This window comes from Kitasatospora sp. NPDC057940, from assembly GCF_042887425.1.
Taxonomy (GTDB): domain Bacteria; phylum Actinomycetota; class Actinomycetes; order Streptomycetales; family Streptomycetaceae; genus Kitasatospora.
On record NZ_JBHVPH010000011.1, the window covers coordinates 192382 to 205260 of the forward strand.

The window sequence follows — 12879 nt, forward strand, 5'->3', positions numbered from 1 at the left end:
GCCGCCCGCCCGCGCTGTCCCGCGCCCTCGTCCCGCCGGAGCGTTCCGTGTTCAACCCGACCCCGCCCGCTTCCTCCTCCCGGTCCACCCCGTCCAGCCCGTCCGTCCCGTCCCGCCGCACGATGCTGCGCGCCGTGGCCGGCGCCGGCCTGCTGACGCTCGGCGCCGCGGCCTGCGCCCCGTCGGACGGGCCCGGGGCGGCGGCTCCCTCGGGCTCCTCGGAGCCGTCCGCGCCGGGCACGTCCCAGCCGTCGGCGCCGGAGGCGCCCCAGCCGTCCGCCTCCGGCGGGGCGGGCGCGACGCCGGGGCGCAGGTTCGGCGCGGAGTGGGAGAGCCACGCCCGCACCTTCATGGCCTGGCCGGCGTCCACGGGTATCTGGGGCGACCAGCTCCCGGACGTCCGCCAGGACATCGCACGGCTGGCCCGCGCCGTCGGGGGCTACGAACCGGTCGTGATGTTCGCCCGCCAGGCCCAGGTGGACGCGGCGCAGAGCGCGTGCGGCAAGGACGTCGAGGTCGTCGCGCTGCCCGTCGACGACCTGTGGGCCCGCGACACCGTGCCGGTGTTCGTCGAGGAGGCCGGAAAGCCGAAGGGCGTCGACTTCAACTTCAGCGGCTGGGGCAACAAGCAGAAGGAGCACGGCAACGACACGGCGCTGGCCGCCGCCGTCCTCGGCCGGTACGGGATCGAGCGGATCCGCACGTCGGTCGTCGCGGAGGGCGGCTCGTTCGAGACGGACGGGCAGGGGACGCTGATGGTCACCGAGAGCTCGGTGGTCAACCAGCGCCGCAACCCGGGCAGGAGCCGGGACGAGATCGAGGCCGAGCTCAAGACGGCCCTCGGCGTGACCAAGGTGATCTGGTTCGCCGGCGTGCGCGACCAGGACATCACGGACGCGCACGTGGACTGCCTGGTGCGCTTCGCCGCCCCCGGGGTCGTCCTGCTGGACCAGCCCTTCCCCGGCGCGCCCGCCGACGTCTGGTCCCGCTCCGCGGCCCAGGCGCGCGAGGTCCTCAGGACCGCCACCGACGCCCACGGCAGGCCGTTGCAGGTGATCGACCTCCCGCAGCCCGATCCGGACCGGATCACCGGCCGCGGCGACGCGTTCGTGTCCTCGTACATCAACTTCTACGTCGCCAACAAGTCGCTGTTCCTGCCGCGCTTCGGGGACGCCAAGGCCGACGACCGGGCCCAGCAGATCCTGCGCGACCACTTCCCCGGCCGCGACATCGTCCCGGTGAGGATCGACGACATCGCCTCCGGCGGCGGCGGGATCCACTGCTCGACCCACGACCAGCCCGGCACGCCGGAGTCCTGACCGCTGCTCCCGGGCGGGACGGGGGTCGAGGACGCGCGCCTAGGCGCGCCAGCCCGCGATCTCCGCGCCGATCGCCTCGCCGAGCAGGCTGCGCGCGCGGTCGAGCGGCAGGGAGCCGCTCAGCCACCGGGTGCTGAGGCCCTCCAGGAGCGCGGTGAGGCGTTCGGCGGAGGCGGCGTGCGCGGGCGCGGTGCCGAACGGGTGGGCGCGGCCGAGCAGGCCGGCGATCTCGTGCACCCAGGTGTGGGTGGCCCTGGCCAGGTCCTCGCGGAGGCGGGACTCGAAGACCGCGCTCGCCCGCAACTCGCCCCAGGCGGTGCTGTTCTCGCGGACCTCGGTGGAGTCCTGGAGCTCCAGCAGCAGGGCCTGGGCCAGTTCGCTCCAGGGGTCGTCCGCGGGCGCGCCGGGCTCCGGCTCGGCGGTGTAGCGGTCGGCACGTTCGCCGATGAACTCCAGGGTCTCGCGCAGGATCCCGGCGCGGTCGGTGAAGTGGTAGTAGATCAGCGAGGTCGACACCCCGGCCTCGGCCGCCAGTTCCCCCACCCGCAGTCCGCGTACGCCGCGTCGTGCGATGAGCCTTGTGGCCGCTCTGAGTATCTCTGTTCGACGGTCTGGCATGGTGGTCCACTGTACTCGAAATGTTGACTGAACTTTCAGTCTAGACCGAGAGGCATCCACCGGCCTCCCGCCCCGGCGGATCGCCTGATTCGCCCGATCGGCGCCGCGCGGGCTCGCCGACGGATCCGCCGGCCACCCCTACTGTCGGATATCGCCCGCTTCGGGGTGGAATCCGTGTCGACGAGGGGACCTGCCATGAGAGAACCCGCCCTGTCCCGCCGGGCCGTGCTGCGCTCCGGGGCGGTCGCGGCCTTGGTCGCGATGGTGGAAGGCTGCGGTTCGTCGGGGGCCTCGTCCCCGAAGGACGAGCCGACCACGGCCGCCGGCACGGGCACGGGCGGAGCCGCGAGCGCCGCGGCGTCGTACGCCATGCCGGCCGAGTGGCGCCCCCACACCAGGACGTTCATGGCCTGGCCGGCCCTCGATTCGGTGTGGGGCGACCAACTGCCCGCCGTCCGCCAGGACATCGCGCACATCGCGCAGGCCGTCGCCCGGTTCGAACCGGTGGTGCTGATGGCCCGCCCGGACCAGAGCGCCGCGGCCCGGCAGCTGTGCGGCTCCAGCGTCGAGGTCCTCGACCTGGCGGTGGACGACCTGTGGGCCCGCGACACCGGTCCGACCTTCGTCACCGGCCCGGCAGGACTGGCCGGCGTCGACCTCAACTTCAACGGCTGGGGCGGCAAGCAGACCCACGACAACGACGCGAAGGTCGCCCGGAACCTCCTCGACCACTACGGGATCCGGCGCATCCAGGCACCGATCACCGGCGAGGGCGGCGCGATCGAGGTCGACGGCGAGGGCACCCTGATGGCCACCGAGAGCTCGTGGGTCAACTCGAACCGCAACCCGGGCACGAGCCGCGACCAGATCGAGGGGGCCCTGAAGGACCTGTTCGGCGTCCAGAAGGTCATCTGGTTCGCCGGCGTGGCCGGGCAGGACATCACCGACTGCCACATCGACGCCCTGGCCCGGTTCGCGGAGCCGGGCGTGGTCGTCATCCACCGCCCCGGCCCCGACACGCCGCCGGACATCTGGTCCCGCGCCTCCGACCAGGCCTTGCAGGTGCTCGGCTCCACCACCGACGCCAAGGGCCGCAAGCCGCGGATCGTGGAACTCGCCGAACCCGACCTCACCGGGCAGCCGGACCGGGGCAAGGACTTCCTGGCCACCTACCTCAACTACTACGTCGTCAACGGGGCCGTGATCATGCCCCAGTTCGGGGACAAGGCCTCCGACGACCGGGCGGCGGGCGTGCTGGCCGACCTCCACCCCGGCCGCGAGATCGTCCCGGTGGGCATCAACGCCATCGCGGCCGGCGGTGGCGGCATCCACTGCTCGACCCAGCAGCAGCCCGAGGCCGCCGGGGCCTCCGCCGGCTCCTCGGGCCCGGCCTGACCGATCTGCCGGAGCGATCGGCCGGACCGATGTGCCGGACCGATGTGGCGGCCCGATCGGCCGCGCCGCGCCGAGCCCCGAGAGCAGGGGCGGCACGGCACGGCCGATCGGGCCGTTCCCGGACGGTCAGCCCGTGATCGGCCGGCTGTCCAGGCGGATGTGGTCGACCGCCCAGTACCAGTTGTTGCCCGCGTCGTACATCCGGAACTTCAGCGTCACCGCCTGCGCCCCCGCCGGGACGGCGAGGCGGCGGGTGACCAGGGTGTTCTGGACGTCCTTGCCGGCGTTGTCGTTGCCGGTGGCGTCGGAGCTGTAGAACACCAGGCGGGTCTCCGTGCCGTTGTCGAACACGGCGGTGACGGACGCCTTCTGCGGGGCCTCCTGCCGGTAGTGCGAGTCGAAGGCCAGGTACAGGGTGTCGGCGCCGGCCGGGAGGCGGACGGCGGGGGAGACGAGCGTGGAGTCGAAGACGCCCTTGCGGGAGGGGGAGCCGGTGTCGTCCCAGTCGTCCGGGTCGGCGACGGCGAGGATGCCCAGGCCGCGGGTGAAGTTGCCGCGGTCCTGCCCGGCCGGGGTGGACCACTCCCGCTTGGTGTGGAAGGTCCAGCCCTGGAGACGGACGGTGCCCTGCGGCATGCCGGGGGCGTTGACCACCGACCAGCCCTGCGGCGCCTGTGCCGTCCAGCCGAGCACGCCGTCCTGCGGCTGGAGCGCGCCGGCCAGCGACTCGAAGTCCTCGCCCAGCAGGTGGCCGGCCATCACGGGGGCCGGGCGGGCGGCGAGTTCGCCGTCGGCGATGGCGAAGCGGTCGCCGGCCAGCGCCCGGGCGGTGACCAGGATCCGGTGGGTGGCGCCGTCCGGCAGCTGGGCGGGCGGGGTGACCTCCCAGACGGCGGTGGCGGTGGCACCGGCGGCGAGCGCGGCGGGCGGCGCGGTGACGGCGGTGACCGTCCAGCCCGGCGGGACGACCGGCTGCGCCTCGACGGCGGTGAGCGCGGCGGTCGCGGTGAGCACGGCCGAGACCCGGGCCGGGCGGCCGGGCAGCAGGACGGGCTCGTCGATGGTGCCGGAGGCCGCCCCGAGGGCGACGTCCACGGCGAGCGGGTCGGCCAGGCCCAGGGCCGGGTCGGTGACCGTCCGGTCGTCCCAGGGGAAGCGGCCGGCGATCCGGCGGCGGAAGGTGAGGTCCCCGCGGACGGCCACCGCGACGTCGTACCAGCCCTCGGGCCGGACCGCGACGTTGACGGTCCGGTCGTCGCCGGCCGCGACCCGCACCTCGCGCAGCCCGTCGCCGTAGGCGAGGTCGCCGACCAGGAAGGTCTGGGCGGTGCGCGAGCGGTTGATCACGTCGACTTCGAGGACCTTGCCGTTGCGCTCCTCCGACAGCGACACCTCGTACGTGGCGGCGGCGTCGCCGCGCAGGTGCCACAGCGCGCCGTTGGGGCCGTGCACGCGCAGGTCGTAGCCCTCCGGGCCGACCGTCCAGACGTCGGAGAGCCGGCTCTTCGCGCCGACGGTGTAGTGCCGGGGCGCGTCGCCCGGTGCCGGGTAGACGGCGAACACCGCGCCCTGGCGGCCCTGGTTGACCAGGTCGAGGGTGAGCTCGCCGCCCTTCAGCCGGGGCTTGACCAGCAGGTCGTAGGGCGCCGGGCGGGCCGACCGGGTGCCGCGCTGCTGCTGCGGGAAGGCCTGCGGGCTGGGCACGGTGGGGGCGGGGAGCTTGCCGGTGTCGACGACCTTCTGCCGGTTGCCGCTGGTGTCGGGCAGCTGCGGCCAGGCCGGGTTGCGGCCGGAGAAGTCGAAGACGTTGGTGAGGTCGCCGCAGACGGTGCGCCGCCACGGGCTGATGTTGGGCTCCTGGACGCCGAAGCGCTGCTCCAGGAAGCGCAGCACCGAGGTGTGGTCGTAGACGGTGGAGTCGACGACCCCGCCGCGGGTCCACGGCGAGACCACGACCATCGGCACCCGCACGCCCAGGCCCATCGGGTACGGGCCGGAGACCAGGGTCTCGCCCGCCGGCAGGGTGTCGGACCAGGTGAGCGAGCCGTCCGCGGCCTTGACCCGGTACCTGCCGTCCTGACCGACGACCCGGTGGTAGGTGGCGGAGCCCTTGCTGACGCGGACGACGACCTCGCCGTCCACCGGCACGGTCGACTTGCCGCGCCCGGTGGCCAGCGGCGGGACGGGCGGCAGCTGGTGGTCGAAGAAGCCGCCGTGCTCGTCGTAGTTGAGGATGAAGACGGTCTTCTGCCACACCTCGGGCTTCGCCGCCAGGGCGGCCAGCAGCCGGGCGGTGAGGTGCTCGCCGTTCGGCGGCGCGTAGTTGGCGTGCTCGGAGAGCGCGGCCGGGGCGACGATCCAGGACACCTGCGGCAGCTGGTCGGCCTGGACGTCGGCGGCGAAGGCGTCGACCAGGGCGTCGCCCATCGCGAACGGGTCGTTCTTCTTCGCCGGGTCGCCGACGGCCCGCATGCCGCGCTCGTACAGCGGCTCGCCGGGCTTGGCCTTGACGAAGGGGGCGAACCAGGCGAGCGCGTTGTCGTCGAAGTTGTCCAGCGCCTGGTAGGTCTTCCAGCTGACGCCGGCCCGCTCCAGGCGCTCGGCGTAGGTGGTCCACTCGTAGCCGCCGGGGATCTCGGTGTTGTCGGTCACCGGGGTGTCCCGCACGGTGCCGCCGCTGGTCCCGGTCATCAGGTGTTCGCGGTTGGTGTTGGTGTTGCACTGGACGGACGCGTAGTAGGCGTCACAGGTGGTGAACACCGAGGCGAGCGCGTGGTAGAAGGGCATGTCGGCGCTCTCGTAGTAGCCCTGGCCGAGCCAGCCGCCGGAGCGGCGGGTGACCGAGCCGTCGGCGAGGCCGTCGTTCCAGGCCTTCATCGAGTCCACGAAGCCGAAGGCGGGCGCGCCCTGCTGGTAGGCGCTGGTGTGCGCGGCGTTCATCGGGAAGGGCAGCAGGTGGCCCTCCTTGCGGCCCGGGTCGGGCTGGTGGAACACCGAGCGCCCGTTGACCCCGCGCACCGCCGTCCGGTCGCCGAAGCCGCGGACGCCCGCCAGGGTGCCGAAGTAGTGGTCGAACGCGCGGTTCTCCTGCATCAGCACCACGACGTGCTGGATGTCCGCCAGCCGCCCGGGCTTGGCCGGCGCGGCGAGCGCCTCCTGGACGCTGATCGGGAGGGCGGACAGCACGGCGGCCGCCGCCGCGCCGCCGAGCAGGCTGCGGCGCGACAGTTCGGGCATCGGACTCATCGGGTGGGGCTCCTTGCTGACGGGCGCCGGACCATCGGTTCGACCCGGACCAGTCATGTTTCTAAGCGACCGAGGTGACCGGGGCCGGGGAGTTCGATGACGATCCGATGTCCGCCAAGGGGCCCGTAGCTGTACAGACAACTTGACTTGACGTCGAGCCACGGAGAACCGCGGTCGACGAGGTCCGGTGAACTTCCGCGCCCCTTTGGGCCGTAGCACCGGGGTGGGGGCGCGGAAGCGGCGCGCCCGGACCCCGGGGAGGAACTGGATGCAGTCCCGACGCGACCAGGTGCAGGCGCACCTGTTCGTGATGAGCAGGCTGGCCTCCGGCATGCTGCGGGCCGAGCCCGACGCGCCGGACACCCCCACCGGGCGGACCACCCGGGGCACCACGACCGGACTGGCCGTGGCCGTCCTGATCGGGCTCGGGGTCGTGGTGTACGGGGTCATCAAGCCCGGCGGCGACGCCGGCTGGACGAAGCCCGGCACGCTCGTGGTGGTGGAGGAGACGGGCGCCCGCTACCTGTTCGTGGGCGGGCAGCTGCACCCGGTGCTGAACGACACCAGCGCCCGGCTGGTGGCCGGCGACCAGATGGCGGTCGCCCAGGTCGGCCGGGCGTCGCTCGCGGACGTGCCGCGCGGCGCTCCGGTCGGGATCGTCGGCGCCCCCGACGGGCTGCCGCCGGCCGCCGAACTCTCGGGCGGCACCTGGCTGGTGTGCGGGACCGTCCAGCCCGGCCCGACCGGCGCCCCCGCACCCCGGCTGGGCCTGCTGATGGACCCGGTCAAGGAGGGCAAGGCGCTGACCCCGAATCAGGCCGTGCTGGTCTCCCTCCCGGACGGGACGGTGCACCTGCTCTGGCAGGGCCAGCGACTGCGCGTCGACACCGCCAACCAGGCCCTGCAGGCGCTCGGCTACGGCGGGGCGACGCCCTTCCCCGTCCCGGCCGGGGTGCTGAACGCGCTGCCCGCCGGCCCGGACCTCGCCGCTCCCGCCGTGCCCGGGCGCGGCGGCGACGGCCCGGTGCTGGCCGGGAAGCCGACCCGGATCGGCCAGCTCTTCGACGTCGCCGGCGGTGCGCACTACCTGCTCACCAAGGACGGCCTGGCCCCCCTCACCACGACGCTGTACGAGCTGCTGCGCGGCGATCCGCGCACCCAGAAGGAGGCGTACGCGAACAACGCCCCGGCGCCCGCGCTGATCGGCCCGGTCGATCTGGCCGCTCACACCGCGCCGGGCGGGGCCCCGGCCGCGGGACTGCCCGAGACGCCGCCGACCCTGGTCACCCCGCTGCACGGCGAGGGGGTCTGCGCCGACCTGCACACCGGTGCCGGCTCCCCGGTCACCGCGATCACCCTCCTGGACGCGGCCGGGGCGGACACCGGCCGCCCGCCGACCGCTCCGGCGGGCGCGGTGGGCAGCGGCTGCGCGGTGGCCGACCGGATCTCCGTCCGGCCCGGGCGCGGGGCCCTGGTCAAGGTGGTCTCCGGCGCGGGCACGGGCAACACCGAGTACCTGGTCACCGAGGCGGGGGTGCGGTACCCGCTGCCCTCGGCGGCCGTCGCCAAACAGCTCGGCTACGGGGGTGCCACGCCGGTTTCGGTGCCCGCCCCGGTGGTCGGGCTGCTCCCCGCCGGGCCGCTCCTGGATCCGGCGGCGGTGGCCGACGGGGCCGCCGCCACGTCGACGGCCGCACCGTCGGCGGCTGGTGCGACGGTCGCGCCCGGTTCGGCCCCGTGCAGCTGAACCACCCGGTCTCGCGAGCCCGTTGAGTCGGTCAGGAACGTGTGCGGGGTCGCAGTCGCGCCCCGCTCGTGCAGGGAAGGGAGCATGCCGTGGGCACACCGTCCATGTTGACGAAGGAAGACGAGGCGATCCGCCAGGTTCTTGCGAGCCTGGAGCAGCAGATCGAGAACATGGTGACCGCCGGCCGCACGGTCGAGCGGATCAAGGAGGAGCTCGCCGCCGGCTACATCTCCGGCGCTAGCGACATGTTCCAGTCGAAGGTCGATGACTGGATGCAGCGCTACCAGAAGGTCATCGGTGCCTTCGAGAACTTCGTCCAGTCCACCCAGGGCGCCAACCAGATCCTCACCCAGGCCGAGAACGATGCCCGGGCGCACGCCGCGGACGGCATCTACAACGGGCTCCAGGGCGCCTGAGGACCCGTCGGAAGAGCAGGAAGACTAGGGAAAGCGAACCGATGGACTTCGGAAACATCCAGCTCCACCACGAGACGGTCGAGCAGTCGGCGGCCGAGCTCCGGCAGGCCGGCAACCTGATGCACAGCAACCTGGAAGAACTCATGGGCAAGCTGAGGGGCGTGATCGACGGCGGGCACTTCCAGGGTGTCGCCGCCACCGCCTTCGAGGAGCTCTCCCGGGTCGTCGCGGCCAACGAGTCGCAGATGGACAAGGACATCGAGGCCGCGGCGGGCACGCTCACCAAGATGCACGACATCATGACGGAATCGGACTACAACGCCGGCAAGCAGTTCTAGTCCGGGCGGGGGCGCGCGACCATGGGTGAAACGACGATCAAGGTGACGGTCGAAGGTCTGGAGACCTTCGTGAAGGATCTGAACACCTTCGAACAGGATGTCAACGGCCAGAAGACGTCCTGGACCGAGGTGCCGGCGCTGAAGCCCGGCCGGGAATCGTTCCCCGCGACGAAGGCCCTGAAGACCAACTTCGAGGCCTTCTCCAAGAGCGTGGGCGAATCGATCGAGGCCATCCGGGGCGACGTCGACAAGATCGTGCTCGACCTGATCAAGGCGCGGGAGAAGCTGCACCTCGGTGACGGCGAAGCCCTGTCGGAGGCCCAGATGATGGACGTCCTCAAGGACGTGCTCGGCGGAGTCACCGGAGCTCCCACCCCGCCCAAGTGAGGGCCCGTCGTCGGATCGGGCGGTTGTGGGTCCGCCCGATCCGACGGCACACCGTTGTCCTGACCCGTGTCACCGCGTTCGGAGGAAACCATGGCGGACGAGCCGCCCAAGGTCACGTACACCTGGGAACAGATGCTGGAGGCGTTCGCGGGGTCGGACCACAGCGCCATCGTGAAACGGACGGACGTCACGGGGCAGCCGTGGATCACCGGGCAGGAGCTGGTGACGGACTCCCGGTACAACAACAACCTGCGCAAGAAGAAGGACGGCCTGCCCACCAACAACGCCGGCTACGACATGTGGGCGGAGTGGGACTACGGCGACCCCAGCAGCAGCACCACCCAATACACCACGATCCTGGGCGTGACCTACAACTGGCCCTTCTTCGACAACACGCCCTCCGGCACGTCGGGGAGCGTGCTGCACCGGTTCCACACCGACCCCGGAGAGATCCTGGGCGGGGCCATCTTCCAGGGGGGCCCGGGGAACGACAACACGAACTACAAGACGCTGATCGAGGCGGCGCGGATCCTCGCCCTGGTGGACACGTTCTTCGCGGACAACCGGGCGAAGATCCACCAGTGGGCCGAGTCCGTGGACGGCGCGGGCAGCGACTTCCAGGGCAGTGCGGCCGGCCGGTTCAAGGAGGTCCTGGTCGGGCTGCAGAACGAGTTCAGGACGCTGCACTACCGACTCAGCGGCGACCTCGACGCGTTCAAGGACGACGCCCCCGCGCCGGCCCCGGGCACCAGCATCGCCGACAAGCTGAAGGCGGCCGGCGAGGCGCTGGTCAAGGTCCAGCAGAACATGTACAACGACGGGTACAACCCCTGGCGCGGGTACAGCGCCTTGACGGACCCCACGGGCTCGTGGGCGTACAAGAAGAACGACGACCCGGACAAGCACGCCACCTACGCCTGGCCGGACCTGTGCATCCACTACGCGTTCACGCAGGAAGTCCAGAAGCTGACGGCGGTCCGCTACCCGACGACGTACAACAACCAGGCCTCGTACGAGGCCACGGTCAGCGGCGGCACCACGAGCATGACGAGCGGTTCCACCGGAACCGCATCGGTCGCCGCCTTCGCCACGGTCCTGAACAACGCGGCGACCAAGCAGTGGACGGACGAGGTGGTCAAGACGCTCGACAAGGCGGCCACCGACGCCGGGACCGCCCTCGCCACCGCCTACGAGGCCGCGTCCAAGGTCCTGATGTCGTTCGCGGCCCCGAACATGGACCTGGCCCCGGACAAGGTGGACCCCCCGAAGGACAGCCCCGACAAGGGGCCCGGCGGCACTGACGGACCGAAGGACGACAAGAACGGCCCGAAGGACGGCGGCATCGGCGGTCCGCCGCCGCCGAAGATCGACACCGGCCCCCCGCCGCCGAAGCCCGGCGGGATCGGTGGCGGAGGCGGCGGCACCGGCGGCAAGGGCGGTGGCACCGGGACCGGTGGCATCGGCGGAATCGGTGGCATCGGGGGGATCGGCGGCGGCAACGGCCAGGCACCGCTGCTCGACAAGGACGGCAAGCCGCTCCTCGACAAGGACGGCAAGCCGATGTACGTCCCGCCGGGGACGAAGGTCAACGACAAGGGCGAACTCATCGGCCCCGACGGCAAGCCGCTCCTCGACAAGGACGGCAAGCCCCGGCACGTGCCGGTGGGCACCGTGGTGGGCCAGCCGACCACGGGATCGGGCGGGTCGGGCGGGTCGGGCAGTTCGGGGGGCGGATCGACCTCCAACACGGCGTTCAAGGTGCCGCCGGGGTCGAAGATCAACGACGACGGCACCGTCACCACCCCCGAGGGCAACCTGCTGAAGGACTCCAACGGCAACCCGGTGGTGCTCCGCAAGGACGACAAGATCGACGCGGACGGCACCGTCCGCACCGCGAGCGGTCGGCCCGTCTCGCAGTTCGAGCAGCTGCTGTCCGACGAGGAGCACGCGCTCTCCGGGCGGGGCGGCGGGCTCGTCGTCGGTGGGGGAGGCGGCAGCGGCGGCAGTGGCAGCAGCTGGACCGGCCTGCCGAGCTCGCTCGGCGGCGGCGGAATCTCCTTCGGCGGTTCCGGCGGTTCGAGCTCCCTCAAGAGCGGCACCGACCTGTTCGGCGAGCCCTTCAGCGGCCAGGGCTCCGGCCCCAAGACCATGGGCGGCATCGCCGCTCAGGGGCCGCCGCGCATCGGCGTCAGCGACCGCCTGGCCTCCGCCCTGGGCATCGACAAGGGGGCGACGGCCGCCGAGGAGGCCATGGCCTCCCGCACCATGGCGGCCGAGCGGGCGTCAGCGGCCGGGCTGGCCGGCGAGGAGGCCCAGCTGATGGGCCGGGGGGTCTCCACCACCGGTGGCGGCGGCCCCATGATGCCGCCGATGGGCGCCGGTGCGGGCGCGGGCGCGGGCGGTCAGGGGGAGAAGGAACGGCAGCGCACCACCTGGCTGGCCGAGGACGAGGAGGTCTGGGGCACCGACTCGGGCGCCGTGACGGGCGTCATCGGCCGCTGACCGGGCGATTCGCGCCGGCGGTCGAACCGCAGGACCCCGCCCGTCCGTAGAGAGAACCGTACGACCCCACGAGCCGACGCGTCCCGGGCCTCACCCCCGTAGGCCCGGGACGCGTCATCGGGATTCGGGACGAGACGGAAGTGCGGGTGATGGCGTTGTCGTACGCCGAACAGATCGAACAGGCCATGGCCGCTCTGGAGGAGCAGCAGGCCAAGATGGCGGTGGCCGCCAAGGAGTTGCAGGCGGCCACCGCCTCGGTGACGTCCAAGGACCGGATGGTCACCGCGACGGTCGGGGCGCAGGGGCAGGTGGTGTCCCTGGTCTTCCACACCACCGCGTACCGGTCGATGGCACCGGCCCAGCTGGGGCAGGTCCTGGCCGACGTGCTGAACACCGCGCGGGCCGACATCGGCGAGCGGGTGGCGGAGACCATGGGCGCGTTCAGCGGCCTGGGTGAGGCGCTGCGGGCCTCGATGACCGGCGGGACCGAACTCGACGACCTCTTCGCGCCGTTGCGGGAGATGCGGCCCGGCTACGCCGACGAGGCCGCCGCCGCGGACCGTCGCAAGCGCGACCGGCAGGAGGAGTTCCGTGGCTAAGCCCCAGCTGACCGCCATGGCGGACCTGAAGGAGAAGTTCGCCAAGTTCGGCCCGCTCTCGGACACCATCGAGGAAGTCCGCCGGTGGACCGACGAGATCAACGAGTTCAACAAGACCTCGGCGGGCAACGACGACATCGGCAAGGAGTACCACAAGAACGTGGACGGGCCGACCGCCGATCTCGACGACCTGTTCAAGAAGGTGCGGGACAAGGTCGAGGGCGCCGGAACCAAGGGTCAGAGGACCTCCGAGATGCTGAAGAACGCCGACGAGGAGGCCAGGAACCTGAACTGACGATTCGTCAGATTCAT

11 protein-coding genes are annotated in these 12879 nt (G+C 72.4%); 9 read left to right on the forward strand and 2 right to left on the reverse strand.

All coding sequences use genetic code 11. The features are described from left to right. Positions 1-122: 122 nt before the first annotated feature. On the forward strand, positions 123-1319 hold the full coding sequence (locus ACFVTF_RS19310) for an agmatine/peptidylarginine deiminase (protein WP_387814940.1): 1197 nt from the start codon (positions 123-125) through the stop codon (positions 1317-1319). 39 nt (positions 1320-1358) lie between these two features. On the opposite strand, the gene ACFVTF_RS19315 is transcribed toward ACFVTF_RS19310, so the two are convergent. After that, the gene (locus ACFVTF_RS19315; RefSeq protein ID WP_371521960.1) at positions 1359-1937 is read right to left on the reverse strand and encodes a TetR/AcrR family transcriptional regulator; all 579 of its coding nucleotides are present in this window, start codon (positions 1935-1937) and stop codon (positions 1359-1361) included. 195 nt (positions 1938-2132) lie between these two features. On the opposite strand from ACFVTF_RS19315, the gene ACFVTF_RS19320 reads away from it, so the two are divergent. Then, a complete protein-coding gene (locus tag ACFVTF_RS19320) occupies positions 2133-3332 on the forward strand; it encodes an agmatine deiminase family protein (RefSeq protein ID WP_387814903.1) in 1200 nt (399 codons plus the stop codon). Between the two features lie 126 nt (positions 3333-3458). On the opposite strand, the gene ACFVTF_RS19325 is transcribed toward ACFVTF_RS19320, so the two are convergent. Next, entirely contained in the window at positions 3459-6578 is a 3120-nt protein-coding gene (locus ACFVTF_RS19325) for a phosphocholine-specific phospholipase C (protein ID WP_387814905.1), read from the reverse strand. A 268-nt stretch (positions 6579-6846) separates the two neighbouring features. Here ACFVTF_RS19325 and eccB point away from each other — a divergent pair, with 268 nt between their 5' ends. The 7 genes from eccB to ACFVTF_RS19360 all read left to right on the forward strand — a co-directional run bounded on the left by eccB (position 6847) and on the right by ACFVTF_RS19360 (position 12862). Beyond that, complete coding sequence (gene eccB, locus ACFVTF_RS19330) at positions 6847-8325, forward strand: type VII secretion protein EccB (RefSeq protein WP_387814907.1); 1479 nt, start codon at positions 6847-6849, stop codon at positions 8323-8325. Between the two features lie 104 nt (positions 8326-8429). Then, on the forward strand, positions 8430-8741 hold the full coding sequence (locus ACFVTF_RS19335; protein ID WP_387814909.1) for a hypothetical protein: 312 nt from the start codon (positions 8430-8432) through the stop codon (positions 8739-8741). Positions 8742-8782: 41 nt separating this feature from the next. Beyond that, positions 8783-9079, forward strand: coding sequence for a WXG100 family type VII secretion target (locus ACFVTF_RS19340; RefSeq protein ID WP_387814911.1), 297 nt, complete (start codon positions 8783-8785; stop codon positions 9077-9079). Positions 9080-9100: 21 nt separating this feature from the next. After that, complete coding sequence (locus ACFVTF_RS19345; protein WP_387814913.1) at positions 9101-9466, forward strand: hypothetical protein; 366 nt, start codon at positions 9101-9103, stop codon at positions 9464-9466. A 90-nt stretch (positions 9467-9556) separates the two neighbouring features. Next, positions 9557-11968 (forward strand): hypothetical protein, encoded by a 2412-nt coding sequence (locus ACFVTF_RS19350; protein ID WP_387814915.1) that lies wholly within the window; start codon positions 9557-9559, stop codon positions 11966-11968. 149 nt (positions 11969-12117) lie between these two features. Further along, on the forward strand, positions 12118-12567 hold the full coding sequence (locus ACFVTF_RS19355) for a YbaB/EbfC family nucleoid-associated protein (protein WP_350879529.1): 450 nt from the start codon (positions 12118-12120) through the stop codon (positions 12565-12567). Beyond that, a complete protein-coding gene (locus ACFVTF_RS19360) occupies positions 12560-12862 on the forward strand; it encodes a hypothetical protein (RefSeq protein WP_387814917.1) in 303 nt (100 codons plus the stop codon). The genes ACFVTF_RS19355 and ACFVTF_RS19360 overlap by 8 nt, the downstream gene beginning before the upstream one ends. The last annotated feature ends 17 nt before the right edge of the window (positions 12863-12879 follow it).

Bases quoted from the DNA above. Each gene is read 5' to 3' on its own strand.
- ACFVTF_RS19310 (WP_387814940.1), top strand. From the start codon at position 123: ATGCTGCGCGCCGTGGCCGGCGCCGGCCTGCTGACGCTCGGCGCCGCG.
- ACFVTF_RS19315 (WP_371521960.1), bottom strand. From the start codon at position 1,937: ATGCCAGACCGTCGAACAGAGATACTCAGAGCGGCCACAAGGCTCATC.
- ACFVTF_RS19320 (WP_387814903.1), top strand. From the start codon at position 2,133: ATGAGAGAACCCGCCCTGTCCCGCCGGGCCGTGCTGCGCTCCGGGGCG.
- ACFVTF_RS19325 (WP_387814905.1), bottom strand. From the start codon at position 6,578: ATGAGTCCGATGCCCGAACTGTCGCGCCGCAGCCTGCTCGGCGGCGCG.
- eccB (WP_387814907.1), top strand. From the start codon at position 6,847: ATGCAGTCCCGACGCGACCAGGTGCAGGCGCACCTGTTCGTGATGAGC.
- ACFVTF_RS19335 (WP_387814909.1), top strand. From the start codon at position 8,430: ATGTTGACGAAGGAAGACGAGGCGATCCGCCAGGTTCTTGCGAGCCTG.
- ACFVTF_RS19340 (WP_387814911.1), top strand. From the start codon at position 8,783: ATGGACTTCGGAAACATCCAGCTCCACCACGAGACGGTCGAGCAGTCG.
- ACFVTF_RS19345 (WP_387814913.1), top strand. From the start codon at position 9,101: ATGGGTGAAACGACGATCAAGGTGACGGTCGAAGGTCTGGAGACCTTC.
- ACFVTF_RS19350 (WP_387814915.1), top strand. From the start codon at position 9,557: ATGGCGGACGAGCCGCCCAAGGTCACGTACACCTGGGAACAGATGCTG.
- ACFVTF_RS19355 (WP_350879529.1), top strand. From the start codon at position 12,118: ATGGCGTTGTCGTACGCCGAACAGATCGAACAGGCCATGGCCGCTCTG.